Origin of the sequence: Tolypothrix bouteillei VB521301 (assembly GCF_000760695.4) — a bacterium.
In the GTDB taxonomy this organism is placed as follows: Bacteria; Cyanobacteriota; Cyanobacteriia; order Cyanobacteriales; family Nostocaceae; genus Scytonema; species Scytonema bouteillei_A.
Map to the genome: position 1 here is coordinate 9440630 of NZ_JHEG04000001.1, position 16022 is coordinate 9456651.

Sequence of the window (16022 nt, forward strand, 5' to 3'; positions counted from 1 at the left end):
TCGTTAAACGGTTAATTTAATCAAAAATCTTGTCTTTACAGTCATCAGCAAAACTTCGTACATTAAAGCTTTCATAAAGAAGTCATCAATTTTTACTCATCTTAAAAAGTACTAATTTTATGTAATTTATTATATTACAGCAAATTCCGATGTTATGAGGTACAATAACAGCACTTAGTGAACCAATTTTTTAAATGTTGAGGATTCATCAAGTCGAGAGCAACAGAGATAACTTTATCAACCATTTCGGTTGTAGTTGGAGAAAAAGTACGTAAAAAAGATTTAAGTTGTGACCACCATAATTCAATGGGATTAAAATCAGGAGAATATGGAGATAAACACAAGACTTTTGCACCTACAGATTCAATCATTGGTTCGATTGATGCTAGTTTATGTGCCGGTAAATTATCCATAACTACTACTGCTCCCGGCCATAATTGAGGCAATAAGAACTTCTCAATAAATCCTTCAAAAGCTAGGCTATCCATTGAGTTATTTATTGTCATTAATGCCACAACTTTTTTAAGACTTATTGCTCCAATCACCGTAACTTTTGCTCCCCGGTAAAATGGCTTCATTTCATATACTCTTGTTCCCTTTTGTGAACGTGCATGCGTTCTTGCTAAACCCAGTATTACCCCTGTTTCATCTAAAAATACCAAGTTTTCTGGCTCTATCTCCTTGACTTTTTCCCAATATTCTACTCTGAGTTTTTGAACTCTTGGAGTTGCTGCTTGGCTACTCCGCAATGTTTTTTTTTGCGATTTAATCCTAATTTTTGTAAAGAACGACACATTGCCGTCTGACTCACCCAATTACCTGTCTTTGCCGCAAATAATTCACAGAATTCCACTATTGTTGCATCCGGATTCTCTGACACTAGTTCTCTTAACTCTAATTCCGCATTTGTCAGATGACTAAATCGTGGCTTACCCGGTTTTAATGGTTGTAAATTACCATGACTTTTTTGTTGCTTTACTAGCTTTTGTACTAAACTTTTGCTCACTGCAAATCTGAGTGCTACTTGACGAATCGAGATTTTTTCCTCAATATGCGCTGCCACTATTTTTTCTCGAATATCTACTGAATATGCTTTCATGACAGTATTATCTTTTGATTTTATTAATACTAACTGTACCTCATAACATCGGAAACTGCTGTATTTAAAATATAATGATTGTAAGCTTCAAATTTGAGTTTTTTGTGAAGGCAGTTTTGCAATCACCAGATCCTTGATTTCCTCAATAAAATCGGAAATTTAGCAGTTTCTTGAAGTGGGAGCATCCCAAAGAGTGCCAAGTGCCCGCAGAATAGAATTCTGGCTATACAAACAAAGCTATGCAGGCTTTAAATAAAGTCCTCGCAGTCAAACTTGGTCTGTATAGGTATGATTTCAATCACAAGCGTGTTTTTTCCAAATTGTGATGCTCCCCTTAAAGCTTGTGTGACAGACCGCTATAGGTCCGCCACTTAAATTTAGATTTAAAATGATATTAATAATCATATTTTTGCTCTTCCTCCGAGCCCTTTGCACCTCTGCGGTTTTTTCAATCACATCTCAAAGTAAATGTGGTAAACCCTTGCTACCACAGCTAAATAGGAAAAATTCGAGCGTCAACGTCATTCTTTTTAGAAAATACACTTAAGCAGACAAGTGCAAAAAAACCAAAGCATACAACAAAAAGTAAAGTTGTCTAAAAATCTCTTCTCTTCTGCTGTCTGCTTAAGATGACGGCAATTTTTAACGCTGACTACTTAGAATACAATATGCGTCATTTAAAGTTGTGACAATTACCATCAACTTGTGTAGACTCAGACTTCAGACTAAATAATAAAAAGACCTATTAAGTGCGCTCTCTTAAAAAGACACGTGCAAGCAGAAATTCTGAAAAAAAGCATTGTGATTAACATCTATTATCAACATTCAATTCTATGATGGCTAGGTAGCTGACTTAGGAATTTTCAAACAAAACTTTCCCCAAATTCTGGAGTAATTTAAGTAGGTGGGTGCTAAAAAACACAACTACATTAAGAAATGTAAATCATTTAAAAGCTTAATCTTTAAAGCATTTGTGACACTTTACATAAGTTTATATAGTTCGGTTTAATTGTGCCTACCTACTTATCTCCGAGAAAGCCTAAGGTTATTGCTTTGCCTGAGAAAAAGAAAAAATCTTCAAGTTTCACTTCTGCTTGAGCATTCATAAGAAAGGAGAAAGGCAGAGATGGAAGTAAAACCACTTCTTACACCGATACAACTAGCCGAAATTATACTTCAAAAATCAACTGTTGTTATTGATACCCGCACCTTACAAGAATATGCTGTTTCTCATATTCCCGGTGCAATCAATATTCACGAAATTTTCACCTATTTGGCTTCTTCTACACCATTTGGTTTATCTAACTTGCAGTCAAATTTTGCAGATTTATTAGGTGCAGCTGGAATCTCAGGTACCGAGCAGATTGTCATTTACGAAGATGCCATGAACTCTGGCTACGGACAGTCTTGTCGGGGTTACTTTTTGCTCAAGTACCTCGGTTGTTCTAACGTTTCTATTTTACACGGTGGTTATAAAGCATGGTTAGCAGCCCAAATGCCAACGACTGTAGAAACGATCGATCGCAATCGCAAAATCTTCTTGCTTAACATAGATTCCTCAATTCTGGTAACTACAGAGCAAATGTTGCAGGCTCTCGATCGACCGGAAATCGTTAAGCTAGATGTTAGAGATTACGATGAGTGGATCGGAATAAGTTCTTCTCCATATGGAGTGGATTTTTGCCCCCGTAAAGGTAGGATTCCCGGCGCAGTTTGGATTGAATGGTATCGAATGATGATACCCAATTCTGAAATTCCGATGTTCCGTCCAGTTGAAGAAATCTTAGAGATTTGTCAGTCTGTAGGTATTATGCCAGAGTCAACGGTATACGTTTACTGCTTCAAAGGGTCTAGAGCCGCCAATACCCTCATTGCCTTAAAAGAAGCAGGAATCAAAGATGTCAGGAACTATTTTGGTTCTTGGAACGAATGGTCTCGTGATTTCTCACTACCTGTTGAAACTCGGTTGTCTGACTAGGAGTTGCCAGAACCTCGACTTCTTTAAGAAGTCAGGGTTCTAACCGCAAAGCAAAAATAATTCAAAATTAATAATAAACTTTATATATTAACTATCTATAATTTTTCAGAACAACCTAGTATAGAGGACTAGGAGCGGTAGTGGTTTGTAAGTACAAGGTACTTTAACGACCGTTCACCTTCACAATTGTATGACTTACTGTATCAATCCCAGATGTAGAAATCCTTATAACCCTGATGGTAGGCTGTTTTGCTGTACCTGTGGTTCAGAATTGCTTTTAGAAGGTCGCTATCGAGTTGTTGAAGTTCTGGAAAAACGACCATACACAGCAGTTTATGAAGTTTTAGAAAAGGGAAGAATTAAAATCCTTAAAGTACTAGAACAACCCCAGAACAAATTGGTGGAGTTATTTGAGAAAGAAGCTAAAGTTTTGCAATCTATTAATTATCCCGGTATTCCTAAAGGATATAGCTACTTTCTATTCAAAGGAAAAGATAGCAGTAGTCTATACCCTTGCTTTGTAATGGAGAAAATTGAGGGATTAAATCTACAAGACTATTTAAAACAAAGAGAATCTCGTCCTATTCAGGAAGAATTAGCAGTTGAGTGGTTGTTTAAGTTAGCAAATATCGTAGATATAGTCCATGAGAAAAGACTGTTTCATAGAGATATTAAACCATCAAACATTATGTTGAGATCTGATGGAGAACTTGTGCTAATAGACTTTGGCGCAGTGAGAGAAATGACAGATACTTATTCTGAAGCTTTAGCCAAAGAAGAGGTAACGACAATTTCTTCACAAGGGTATACTGCACCAGAACAATGCCAAGGTCAAGCGGTTCCTCAATCAGATTTTTTTGCTTTAGGTCGTACATTTGTTTATCTACTAACAGGTAAAGAACCTTACGAGCTTCCTCCAGATCCTAAAGATAGAGAAAGAAAAATTTGGCGCAACGAAATACAAATTTCTGAAAATTTAGGAAATTTTATTGATAATTTAATGGACCCATTGCCTAAAAAACGCCCGCAAAATACAAAAATCCTTTTGCATCAATTAGTAGAACTACAGAAAAGTTACGGGCTTCAGTTGGAGGAACGAGGCGAAATCAACATCGGATATCGAACAACAGAAAATTTAAAAAATATCTTATCTGAACCAACCTGCGTTCAATCTACTTATTATGACAATAACGGTCACGATACCGCTTCAGCCGAGAAGCCGGAAGCTTATCGCAGTCTTGATGTGAACCTTATTGATACTTTAGTAAACTCCCATCTGAAAGAAAACGGTCATGAGAGGGCTTATAAAGCTCAGAAAAGAATACCAATAAAAAAGCTGTTAGCGGGTGCAGCTGTCTTTGCTACCGTTTTAGTTGGAGGACTTGTTTTATCTTTTGTCCATCGAGTGGATGGGTGTTCCAAGAGTACTTTTAGCAAATTTGCAACCGATGACAACATAAGTTGTGGAGAACAAATTATTATTACTCAAAGTATAAATGAGGAGAAAGAAGAAGGAGTCAAAGCATTTGCAGCAGGAAGGTATGAGACTGCTATCGGTTTGCTAGAGAAGTCATGGAAAAAAAACTCCGATCCTGAAACCTTAATTTACTTAAATAATGCTCGAATTTTTCAACAAGTACCAAAAAGCTACACGTTTGCTGTTGTTGTTCCCATGACAAACAATAACGATAGTATCAATGTCAGTAAAGAAATGTTGCGGGGAGTGGCTCAAGCTCAAGATGAATTTAATAAAAATCCTAAAACTAACTACAAAATCAAGATTCTCATTGCTACTGACAACAATAACTCCTACCAAGCTAAGAAAATAGCGGAAGCTTTAGTAAAAAAACAAGATGTTCTGGGTGTTGTAGGTCATTTTACCAGCGATACCACGATTAGTGCTGTCGGTATCTACCAACAGCACAAGTTACCATTAATCTCTTCCACTGCTACCTCAAAAGATTTATCAACCGTGTGCAGGCAATCCTATTGTTATTTTCGCCGAATAGCTTATAGCGACAGGGATATTGCCCAAAATTTAGCAAGCTATATGCTGACAAACGCTAAGAAAAGAAAAGCAGCCGTTTTTTTTAATGAAACAAGCAACTACAGTTTTTCTATGCGAGACACATTAGAAAGAAGCTTTACTGCAGGTGGTGGGACAGTTGTTAAAGAGTTCGATTTATCAGCACCCAATTTTAATCCCAGTCAAGCTATAAGTGAAGTTCGAGCAACAAATGCTGATGTAATTGTGTTACTCCCCAATAATGATGGTCTGATTTCTGAAACTGTGTTTCGCTTGATTCGCGCCAATCGGTTACGCTACCCTATTGTGGGCGGAGATAGTCTTTTTATGCCGAATATTCTAGAAGGTGTCGGTAATAATGCAGAAGGAATGGTCGTTGGGATACCCTGGCATCACTTAAGCAGCCCTAACAGACAATATACACAAGCTACCATTAAACTTTGGGGGGAACCAGTTAATTGGCGTACTGCATTGTCATATGATGCAACGCGTGTATTTGTAGCGGCTACTGAAAAACTTTCATTTGTGAGTCGCGAGAATTTAGAACAAACAATGGCAGAGCCGAATTTTACAGTAAAGGGTGCTACAGGAGACATTTCTTTTCTCTATAATGGCGATCGCAAACAACTTAACATTCAACAATTAGTGACAGTTAAAGCCCATCCCAGTACGGGACAATTACAATTTGTGCCTCTTAAGTAATACCATGAGTAGATTTGAGATTGAGAAAGTTAAGTCTGGGCTTGATTTAGACCAACTCACTGTCGCATTTTTGTTTCAAATTTGTAGAAATTTTGTTGAATGCAAAATTTTTACGAGCCTCCCCTTAACATTTTTTGTAAAGTTTCTGGTAATTTTGTAAATTCGTGTAACAGATCTTCAGGAGTAAACCCAAAAACAGCCAAGATAACCACAATGATAAAAAGAGCGATCGCAGTACTAATAACTGTTTTAAAGACATTAAATAATGCCTTAAAAACCAACAAAGCTACAATTAATGCAGCGACTAGAATGATTAAAGATGACATATTTTTCCTTTAGCCTCGCTCCTCCACGATCTTTTTACAGAAATAGCAACATTGTATCCGATAGGAATAGAAAATCTTCATAAAATTTTATCTTCAAAATGAATTGGGTGATGGTTTTGCTCCGCTCGCATTTGTTAATCTTTACAAAGAAGGTTTTTGCTATCTGTGTAACAGTGTAACAAAGCAACTAATGCCAAATAAAAATGATTGCAGTAATAAGTCCAATCTCAAAATTTTAGACGCAACGTTGCGTGAAGGCGAACAGCAAGCAGGAATTCGTTTTAGCAGTCAAGATAAAATCAAAATTCTTCATCTATTAGAAGAATTTCAAATTGACTGTGTGGAAGTAGGTCATCCAGGGATTTCAGCAGAAGATGAAAGGATTTGTTTGGAAGTTGCTCGTGCAGCCCGTTCCACACAAATACTGATGCATGCTAGAGCAAATGTTGAAGAAATACAAGCAGCGAAACGAGCTAAAGCGGATTGGGTAGGTATTTGGGCTTCAGTCAATCATTTAGCCACTGAAACTAAGTTTGTTAACCGCAACAAAGAATACATTAGCCAGAAAATACAAGTTGCGCTCGCAGAAGCAAAAAAATTAGGTTTAAAAGTCCGTTTTACAATTGAAGATGCATCTCGAACGGTGTGGGATGATATTGAGTGGCTAACTGATATAGCGCTCGTAGCAGGAGCAGAACGTATAAGCTTAGCTGATACAGTTGGTATTTTAGAACCATTAACTTGTGACACACTTGTATCGAAATTTGTCAGCACTTTTAGTTGTGAATTAGAAATACATTTGCACAATGATTTTGGTTTAGCAGTAGCAAATGCACTTGTAGCTATTGATGCTGGAGCCTCCGTTATAGATACATCGATTTTAGGAATTGGGGAAAGAACGGGTATCACAGATTTACTTCAACTAGCGGTTATTCTTCACCAGAAGAGAGGAGAAAACCGCTTTCCCCTAGAACAAATTCCTAAATTAGCCTGCGCCGTACAACGAGTAACGGGCTACCAACCAGACGAACTCAGACCTGTGGTTGGGAAAAACGCTTTTACTCACACTTCAAAGTACCACGTGCAAGCTGTGGAGCGTAATCCCAAGTCCTATGAAGCGTATCCACCCGAATTAGTGGGTCGAGTCCGAAGAGTTGAAAAGCAACGTCCACCAGTTAATGGGCATGCAGTTATAGAACTGAATGAGGAATGGAATGTTCGTTCCCAAACTGTACTGGACTCCACAACTTAAACATTTTGCAACAGCAAAATAAACGCACTTTCAATCGGTGCGCTGTTAAGACGGTGAACAGCCGATTTAATCGCAATCCTAAAAAATCTTCTGCTCTAAACGTTCAAAATCTCGCTGCACCTCAATCCACAAAGTTCTGTTATTGGGATCGGTCTTTAGAGCTTTTTTGAGATAAATCCTAGCTTTCAAGGGTTGGTTATCTGCAATGAGCGATCGCCCCCAAAGTTGATATGCAATAGCTTGCCATTGGCGGACTTCTGCATCATCAGGGAGACGCTGAGCCAGTGCTTCCGCCAGAGCTGTCGCTTGCGGGAAACGCTTTTGCTTCAAAAACTGTTGCAATTGCTCGTAAGTACGCCACTTCAACCGCCTTTCTATTTCCACAACATTAGGCGGTTTTGGTTTGGGTTTTGGTTTTTCCTTCTTTGGAGGTTCCGGACGCGAAGAAGTTTCCTGACGTTCAACAGTTTGTGACTGAGTTCCTTGTCGAAATGTGTTTTCTTGAGGAACTACCTGCAACAGGAGTTTATATGCCTCAGTTACGGCAATAAACTTTTCTTTCGCTTTTTTGTCATCTGGGTTGATATCAGGATGATACAGCTGCGCCAAGCGACGGTATGACAATTTGATGTCGGAAAACGAGGCTCCCGACCTGAGACCTAATAAACGGTAGCAATCTCCTAGATCCATCTGAGCTATCAGCGTGAGACGAATATCAGCTATTAGCTTAAAGCCTAAGCGTGAAGTTTTTATGATGATAATGACTCAATTTCTGGTTTAAAGTCCATAATTTACATTTTTGTTAATAGAGAACTGGGGATTGGGGATACGTGGATTAGAGATTGGGCATTGGAGAATCGGTTACTCATACTTCTCCCTGTCCCCTTGTCCCTCTTCTCTCCCTTTTCCCCATTCTCCAATCCCCACCACGCGCTACCGTTCTTCAATGACACGGTCAATCAAACCGTATTCCTTCGCTTCTTGAGCTGACATCCAGTAGTCGCGGTCGGTATCTTTTTGAATTTTCTCTATAGGTTGACCCGTGCGAGCTGCTAACATTTCATTGAGTTGCTGCCGCATTCTAAGAATTTGCTTAGCTTCAATTTCAATATCAGTAGCTTGACCCTGAGCACCGCCAAGAGGTTGGTGAATGAGAATTCGAGTATTGGGCAAAGCCAGACGTTTGCCCTTTGTTCCTGCAGCTAAGAGGAACGATCCCATGGAAGCTGCCATACCTACGCAAATTGTTACAACATTTGCTTTGATATGCTGCATTGTATCGTAGATAGCAAGCCCTGCTGTCACTGAACCACCAGGGGAGTTGATGTAAATACTAATATCCTTAGTTGGATCGTCAGAATCCATGTAAAGCAGTCTGGCGATAATAGCATTAGCCATACCATCGGTGACTTCTCCACTGAGGAAAATGATTCGTTCCAAGGCAAGGCGTTCGTAAATATTAATCCACTGGGTATAAGGTTCCCCAGGAAAACGATAAGGGACTCTAGGAACACCAATCGGCATAATAGTTCAAAATTCTCGTATTCAAAGTTTAAGCTGGAAGAAACACTGCGATAAGCCGGAGGCTTAACGGAGTACAGCCGTATCGCAACTTACCTATTTAAGATTTAACAGGAAGGGCAGCCGACACAACTTGAGGAAGTTCTTTTGTACTTTCTAATACCCGGTCAATCAAGCCGTATTCTTTAGCTTCTTGAGGAGTCATATAGTACATGCGATCCATATCTTTAGAAATTTTTTCAGGAGGTTGTCCCGTATTCTTAGAGAGAATTGACAGGATCATTTGCTTGTTGGTGAGCACCTCTTGTGCTTGGATTTGAATGTCTGTTGCTTGACCGTAACCAGTGCGGCGTTTTGCCTGGTGCAAGACAATTGACCCATTGGGGAGACTTGCACGGTAACCCTTGGTTCCTGCAGATAGGATCATAGCTGCCGTACCCATTGCCTGACCAATACAGATGGTGTGGACGGGTGGCTTAATGTAGTTCAGGGTATCGCAAATAGCAAATGCTTCCGTTTCAGCACCAATTGCATCTCCGGTGTACCAAGAAGTACCCGTAGAGTTGATGTAAATATAAATTGGCTTTTCCGGATCGTCGTACTGTAGGTAGAGAAGCTGAGCAATGATCAGTTCCGTTACGTCTACTCCCAGTTGCTGTTTATACTCATCCGGTGAAACCAAAGGCAGTCCCAAGTAAATGATCCGTTCCTTCAACATGAGCGAAGGTAAATCGGGTGGCGGAGATCGGTAGAAGCTGTCGCCATAATATGGGGCTTGAACAGCCTTGATGGGGGAGGTTTCCATAGCAACTGTTGCTCAATTAATTCCGTTAACTGTACTACATCCTAGCGCGATGCTAGCTCTATTGGGGGTGTGGATTTCTCTCTAGGGGATTAGGGCATGGGGACAAGGGAGACAAGGGGGACAAGGGAGACAAGGGGAAAGTACTCATAACTTAATCTTTAATTCCCAATCGCCAGTCCCCAGTTCTAAGTCCCTAATAACTTATGAAGCGATTGTTAAAGTTCTTGTCACAAAGATTTTCCGAAGAACAGAAATGGCGGTTTGAAGTTATCTATAAATAAGTATAACCCGTGTGAAACGTTTGGGGGATTATGAAGGTTAGCTTGCAGCCAGCTCTCAATGATGGCAATTTAGATGCAAATCAATCTAATAGTCAACGTCAGTTGGCAATTTCCATTTCTGCAAAGCCAGAAATGATGGATCGTAACGTCCCTCTGAATTTATGCCTGATTCTCGACCACAGTGGTTCTATGAGTGGACGACCACTGGAAATTGTCAAAAAAGCAGCAATCCGCTTAGTTGACAGACTCAGTCCTGGCGATCGCCTCAGTGTTGTTGTTTTCGATCACCGCGCCAAAGTTCTAGTTTCCAATCAATTACTGGAAAATCCAGAACGTGTTAAGCAACAAATTAACCGTCTTGCTGCTGATGGCGGAACTGCAATTGATGAGGGGTTGCGTTTGGGTATAGAGGAACTGGCAAAAGGAAAAAAAGAAACTATTTCCCAAGCCTTCTTGTTAACTGACGGTGAAAACGAACACGGTGACAACAACCGTTGTTTAAAATTTGCCCAATTGGCTGCAGGCTATAGTTTAACTTTGAACACCTTAGGATTCGGTGATAATTGGAACCAAGATGTTCTGGAAAAAATTGCTGATGCTGGTGGTGGAACTTTATCTTACATCCAGCAACCGGAACAGGTCGTAGATGAGTTTGGTCGTTTGTTTACCCGCATTCAAACTGTGGGATTGACCAATGCTTACTTGCTTTTCTCACTCGTACCTAATGTGCGTCTTGCAGAACTAAAACCTGTCGCCCAAGTCGCCCCAGACACCATTGAATTGCCAGTACAACTGGAAATGGATGGACGGTTTTCCGTGCGTTTGGGCGATTTGATGAAGGATTCAGAGCGCGTTGTGCTAGCAAATATTTATTTGGGACAGTTACCAGAAGGTAGGCAAACCATCGCTAAAGTTCAGGTTCGCTACGACGATCCAGCTCAGGACAAAACAGGATTGCTCTCAGAAACAATTCCTGTTGAGGCAAATATTGTTCGTTCCTACCAACCGGCTGCTGATGCTCAAGTACAGCAACATATTTTGGCACTTGCTAAGTATCGACAAACACAACTTGCAGAGGCAAAATTGCAACAAGGCGATCGCGCTGGCGCTGCTACGATGTTGCAAACTGCTGCTAAAACTGCCCTGCAAATGGGCGATACTGGCGCTGCGACTGTCTTGCAAACCTCTGCTACTCGCCTGCAAGCAGGAGAAGAGTTATCAGAGAGCGATCGTAAGAAAACCCGGATTGTTTCTAAGACTGTTTTGCAAGATTCTTAGTTTGTGGGTAGGGGAGTTTGCGGTTTAAAATCCTTGAAAGTTGTATCGACCTCTTTCCCAGGCTCCACCTGGGAAAGCCTAGCCTCTTCTCTAACCCCAAAAATTATGAAAACAACTGGAATTCATCATGTGGCAATTATCTGTTCGGATTACGAGCGCTCCAAAAAGTTTTATGTAGAAGTTTTAGGTTTTTCTATTATTAAAGAAACCTTTCGGACTCATAGAAATTCTTATAAGTTAGATTTACGAGTTGGAGAACACGACCAGATCGAGCTATTTTCGTTTCCATCACCCCCCAAAAGAACCAGTACTCCCGAAGCTTGTGGTTTAAGACATTTAGCTTTTCAAGTAGATAATATTGAACAAACTGTTAGTGATTTAATCTCTCAAGGAATAGAAGTAGAAGACATCAGAATTGATGAAATAACGGGCAAAAAGTTTACTTTTTTCAAAGACCCCGATGATTTGCCCTTAGAAATTTATGAAAATGAGTAGGTTGGATCGAGGAACGAAACCCAACAATAAGGATTCAATGTTAGATTCTAAATCCATTGACGCGCTATAACGTTACTACAAAGCAAAACCAACGTGCTAGCTATTATTTAGGGCAAAAATTAGAGGAAGTCTAACACTTGTGCGTCTAAGCTCTTTATACCTGAGAAATTCGGCAGAATTTTCTTCATACAAACTAGCGATCGCCTTAAATATTTTCCGTCCGGGTTGAGAATTAGCTTCTAAAACAAGAGGTCCTCGATCCAAAGTCAATAAAATATCAAAACCAACTTCAGCAAAATTACCAAATTTTGCATGAAGTTTGTAGGAGCATTCCAAACACATATCTGTTATCCTAACAATTTCTGAATCAATACTCTTACCGTAATATTTTTGATAAAATTCCCTCAATTCGTAAATCGACAGGGCTTTGCCATCACCATTTATATTTGTAATCCAAGAATTTTTGCTACCAATTCTTACCCCCATACCTGTTACTTGATAATTTGCATTGCCAGAGTTTTGAACAATTACTCTGACATCAAAATGAGAATTCTCTAACTCAACCACCTTTGCTTTTGGCTGGAGCAAACAAGAGGTTGAATTGAATTGTGTTTTCAGCGTTTCTAATAAGTGTTTTCTTTGAATCACCCTACAACTTTCGGTCATTAAATATAATGATTCTTGATTGTCTTGGCTCTGCTTAACAATAGCAATATCCTTTCCTCCATGACCCTTAATAGGCTTTATGTATATACAGTTACTGTATGTTAAAAAACTGTCTACCACTTCTTCAGAAGCATCTTTGATAAGAACAGATTGAATTGTAGGAATATTGTTTTCCAGTAAAAAATTATAAAATTTAAATTTATCTTGTAGTAAAAAAACTAGCTCGAAAGGAATTAATAAATTAAAATTATTTTGTCTTAAAAAGTATTGAAAATCACCAATAAATTTTTTCTCATTAGCCTGAGAAATAAATCTATAATAGAGAAGATTGGGGATAATTTGTCTGTTAGCAACCCAAGCACCGTCACAAAAGCGATACCCGTTAATTTCCAATCTTCCTGGCTGCCAAGCCAAGGGAGAAAATACTACCAATTCGATTGCAAGATTCTGAGCTTCTATTGCCATCTCTTGCAAGAAAGGGGTTCTTGCTCCAAAAAGAGCAGTATTTCCATGGTACTCTCTAGCTATAACACCAATTGTTTTTTTCATAATTTAGATAAAGACTGAAACCAAAAATATTTGGTTCAATTTTTCTTCTTTGCTTTCCACGTTCCTCCATAGACGTAAAATGGGTTATCTTGACTTACTTTTTCCCAACAATGAGAACAAACAAAAACCCATTGTCCATCCTCTTCATATTTCACCCGATAAAGAACCGATGCGGTTAATCCACATCGGCTGCAAAGTTTAACTCTAATTCTTGTCATCTTGATGTCATGCGATCGCAGAAGCTTGTGGTTTGGCAAAAATCATCCTTCCTGCAGAAGTTTGCAAAGCACTTGTGACAACTACCCGGATTTCGCCTCCTACATAACCGCTTCCTTCTTCAACCACAACCATTGTGCCATCATCAAGATAGCCAATGCCTTGGCTTGGTTCTTTCCCTTCTTTAAGTACCTTAATGTCAATATTATCACCAGGTAAGTAAGTGGGACGAACTGCGTTCACTAAGTCATTCACATTGAGTACCGGAACTTTCTGTACGCTAGCCACTTTTGATAAGTTGTAATCATTAGTCAGTAACGTACCGTTAATTTCTTGAGCAAATCGAACTAACTTCGCATCAACAGTTGTAATGTCTTCATAATCAGTGAGGTTAATTACGATGCGCTCTGGGTAAGTCCCTTTGATTCTGTTAAGAATTTCCAGTCCCCGTCTTCCCCTGACTCGCTTTTGGTCTTTACTCGCATCAGCGACTTGCTGCAATTCTTGCAGGACAAACTGGGGTACGAGCAACTGTCCTTCTAAAAACCCAGTTTCCAGCAGTGATTCAATACGACCGTCTATAATACAGCTAGTATCTAAAACTTTAGTACTGGCTGGTTTCAAAGTCCCTTCCGCAATCATTGTCTCTACGGTATTGGGACTGATTAGGCGCAACAGCCCCCGTCCGTGGGAGTCCGCTAAATTCATGCCCGTATATGACAGAACTATACTACCTACAACAGCGACCAAAGGTTTAATAAAGCTAAAATCCGCTGGAATTGGTAGTAAAAACAACGGAGCAAGCATCAAGTTAGCTATCAGAAGCCCGACAACCAAGCCAATGGCACGAGTTAGAATTACATCAAATGGTAATTCCCGGACTTGTGTTTCCAAGCGTCGGTATCCTGTCTGGAACCTTAATCCTACTGCACCGCCAATGATAGCAGTGAAAGCAGCAAAGACTAAGCGTAAAGCTTCTTGGTTGCTAACATTAGCCAGAACTCCTCTTGGGAAGAGGTCTATACTGTAGTAACCTATGCCCGTTGCTGCCAGGACAAATGAGAAAATAATAATTGCATCAACCATGATTGTGTTGTTTTCCTGGAACTGTGTTAACCGAGCAAATAAGGTATTTTTTATTTCCTCGGTAAGATAGATTTAGACATAAGCATAAAGTGTGAAGTATGACGTATAAAGTGAAATCCCTTTATGAATTTATCCAGGAGATTGTCCCCCTTCTAGAATGTGTATAAAATTTTTTCATCCTTTATCCCTCATCCTTCATACTTTCTAAGAGTTTTGTCTGACAAGATATGCACTCATTATAACCAAAGAGTTTTATGCTTTATCTTTTTCATCTTTTTGTTGTAAAACGATAAAAAAATCCAAAAAACAGAGTAATTTTCATTATTTGTAACCCTTCGATTAATAATTTAAATCTTTATTAAAATGGATTATCCAGTCAACGCGATCGGCTCTCCTTCCTCTGCTTATGTTCACATTCCCTTCTGCAGGCGGCGATGCTTCTACTGCGATTTTCCCGTATCAGTGGTCGGAGATCGCTTGCGGGGTGAAACATCGGGCACTATTTCTCAGTACGTTAGCGCTTTGTGTCATGAAATCACCATCACACCTACTTTCTGTCAACCATTGCAAACAATTTTTTTTGGTGGCGGTACTCCCTCCCTTCTCTCTATAGAACAGTTAGAAACAATATTGACGGCGTTAGATAAACAGTTTGGTATATCGCCTGATGCAGAAATTTCCATGGAAATGGACCCAGGCACTTTTGACTTAGCCCATATACAAGGCTACCGTGCAGCAGGCACAAACCGGATCAGTTTGGGCGTGCAAGCTTTTCAGGATGATTTATTGAAAGCGAGTGGGCGATCGCACGCCGTCTCAGACATTTTCGCAGCCGTGGATTTAATCCGACTAGTCGCGGTTCCCGAATTCAGCATAGATTTAATATCGGGATTGCCGCATCAAACTTTAGATAGGTGGGAAGAATCTTTAGAAAAAGCGATCGCCCTATCACCCACGCATATATCTATTTATGACTTGACAATTGAGCCACAAACTCCTTTTGGGCGGTATTACAAACCTGGGGATCGACCTTTACCAACAGATGAAACAACAGTGGAAATGTATCGCATAGCACAGAAATTTTTAAAAAATTCAGGTTACGAACATTATGAAATTTCTAACTACGCCCGACCGGGACATCAATGCCGCCACAATCGAGTTTACTGGGAGAACCGCCCTTATTATGGCTTTGGGATGGGTGCAGCAAGTTATATTGGTGGAAAACGCTTCAACCGCCCTCGTACCACCAAGGAATATTATGGGTGGGTGCAAAATGGAGCGATTGTAGATTGTGATGTGACACCACCAGATGAAATTTTATTAGAAACTTTAATGTTAGGGTTGAGGTTGGCAGAAGGAGTCAGCTTAGCTGCTTTGGCAGAACGTTTCGGCAAAGACAAGGTAAAAGAGATAGAGCAGCGTTGTGCAACTTATTATGAGAAAGGTTGGGTAGAAGTTGTCGGTGGAAGGTTGCGACTCACCGACCCAGAAGGTTTTTTATTCTCTAATGTAGTCTTAGCAGAATTATTCAGGGGGTAGGGAGTAGCAATTAGCAATTAGCCATTAGCCATTAGCCCTATCTCTTTACGGAGACGCTATGTGCAAGGCACACGCTTCGCGAACGCGAACGGGTTCGCCAGTTCCCAGGGCGCGGGAAACCCGCCTACAGGACTGGACTTACCATTAGCCATTAGCAATTAGCGCGTTGATAACTCATAGACCTATGTCAAAATGAAAGTGAT

The 16022-nt window shown here is 39.9% G+C and carries 15 protein-coding genes; 6 read left to right on the top strand and 9 right to left on the bottom strand.

Annotated elements, in window-relative coordinates; all coding sequences use genetic code 11:
* Positions 1 to 152: 152 nt before the first annotated feature.
* Both HC643_RS41055 and HC643_RS41060 read right to left on the bottom strand, forming a co-directional pair.
* The gene (locus tag HC643_RS41055) at positions 153 to 749 is read right to left on the bottom strand and encodes an IS630 family transposase (RefSeq protein ID WP_202048575.1); all 597 of its coding nucleotides are present in this window, start codon (positions 747 to 749) and stop codon (positions 153 to 155) included.
* Entirely contained in the window at positions 701 to 1099 is a 399-nt protein-coding gene (locus tag HC643_RS41060; RefSeq protein WP_038092057.1) for a helix-turn-helix domain-containing protein, read from the bottom strand. The genes HC643_RS41055 and HC643_RS41060 overlap by 49 nt, the downstream gene beginning before the upstream one ends.
* Positions 1100 to 2225: 1126 nt before the next feature.
* Here HC643_RS41060 and HC643_RS38625 point away from each other — a divergent pair.
* Positions 2226 to 3077: a sulfurtransferase gene (locus HC643_RS38625; protein WP_038083230.1), complete on the top strand. Its 852-nt coding sequence runs from the start codon at positions 2226 to 2228 to the stop codon at positions 3075 to 3077.
* A 190-nt stretch (positions 3078 to 3267) separates the two neighbouring features.
* Positions 3268 to 5805 carry a bifunctional serine/threonine-protein kinase/ABC transporter substrate-binding protein gene (locus HC643_RS38630; RefSeq protein ID WP_050045451.1) on the top strand — a complete coding sequence of 846 codons (2538 nt, stop codon included), beginning with the start codon at positions 3268 to 3270 and terminating at the stop codon, positions 5803 to 5805.
* 110 nt (positions 5806 to 5915) lie between these two features.
* Here the strand turns inward: HC643_RS38630 and HC643_RS38635 are convergent, their stop codons facing one another.
* On the bottom strand, positions 5916 to 6131 hold the full coding sequence (locus tag HC643_RS38635; RefSeq protein WP_038083228.1) for a hypothetical protein: 216 nt from the start codon (positions 6129 to 6131) through the stop codon (positions 5916 to 5918).
* 190 nt (positions 6132 to 6321) lie between these two features.
* On the opposite strand from HC643_RS38635, the gene HC643_RS38640 reads away from it, so the two are divergent.
* Positions 6322 to 7383, top strand: coding sequence for a LeuA family protein (locus HC643_RS38640; protein ID WP_082051653.1), 1062 nt, complete (start codon positions 6322 to 6324; stop codon positions 7381 to 7383).
* 78 nt (positions 7384 to 7461) lie between these two features.
* Here the strand turns inward: HC643_RS38640 and HC643_RS38645 are convergent, their stop codons facing one another.
* From HC643_RS38645 to HC643_RS38655, 3 genes are all read right to left on the bottom strand, one after another.
* Positions 7462 to 8073, bottom strand: coding sequence for a J domain-containing protein (locus HC643_RS38645; protein ID WP_038083226.1), 612 nt, complete (start codon positions 8071 to 8073; stop codon positions 7462 to 7464).
* A gap of 243 nt (positions 8074 to 8316) precedes the next feature.
* On the bottom strand, positions 8317 to 8907 hold the full coding sequence (locus HC643_RS38650) for an ATP-dependent Clp protease proteolytic subunit (protein WP_038083225.1): 591 nt from the start codon (positions 8905 to 8907) through the stop codon (positions 8317 to 8319).
* Between the two features lie 97 nt (positions 8908 to 9004).
* Positions 9005 to 9709, bottom strand: coding sequence for an ATP-dependent Clp protease proteolytic subunit (locus tag HC643_RS38655; RefSeq protein WP_038083222.1), 705 nt, complete (start codon positions 9707 to 9709; stop codon positions 9005 to 9007).
* Positions 9710 to 10020: 311 nt separating this feature from the next.
* On the opposite strand from HC643_RS38655, the gene HC643_RS38660 reads away from it, so the two are divergent.
* A complete protein-coding gene (locus HC643_RS38660; protein ID WP_038083221.1) occupies positions 10021 to 11268 on the top strand; it encodes a vWA domain-containing protein in 1248 nt (415 codons plus the stop codon).
* Between the two features lie 105 nt (positions 11269 to 11373).
* On the top strand, positions 11374 to 11763 hold the full coding sequence (gloA2, locus tag HC643_RS38665) for an SMU1112c/YaeR family gloxylase I-like metalloprotein (protein ID WP_038083219.1): 390 nt from the start codon (positions 11374 to 11376) through the stop codon (positions 11761 to 11763).
* Positions 11764 to 11859: 96 nt separating this feature from the next.
* Here gloA2 and HC643_RS38670 read toward each other — a convergent pair whose 3' ends face one another.
* Genes HC643_RS38670 through HC643_RS38680 form a run of 3 tightly spaced genes read right to left on the bottom strand, consistent with a single transcriptional unit; the run spans position 11860 to position 14280 of the window.
* A complete protein-coding gene (locus HC643_RS38670; RefSeq protein WP_038083217.1) occupies positions 11860 to 12978 on the bottom strand; it encodes a YheC/YheD family protein in 1119 nt (372 codons plus the stop codon).
* Between the two features lie 35 nt (positions 12979 to 13013).
* A complete protein-coding gene (locus HC643_RS38675) occupies positions 13014 to 13235 on the bottom strand; it encodes a hypothetical protein (protein WP_237266053.1) in 222 nt (73 codons plus the stop codon).
* On the bottom strand, positions 13204 to 14280 hold the full coding sequence (locus tag HC643_RS38680; RefSeq protein WP_038083214.1) for a PIN/TRAM domain-containing protein: 1077 nt from the start codon (positions 14278 to 14280) through the stop codon (positions 13204 to 13206). Before HC643_RS38680 ends, HC643_RS38675 begins: the two co-directional genes overlap by 32 nt.
* A 363-nt stretch (positions 14281 to 14643) precedes the next feature.
* Here HC643_RS38680 and hemW point away from each other — a divergent pair, with 363 nt between their 5' ends.
* Positions 14644 to 15819, top strand: a complete 1176-nt coding sequence (gene hemW / locus HC643_RS38685; RefSeq protein ID WP_038083211.1) for a radical SAM family heme chaperone HemW — start codon at positions 14644 to 14646, stop codon at positions 15817 to 15819.
* The last annotated feature ends 203 nt before the right edge of the window (positions 15820 to 16022 follow it).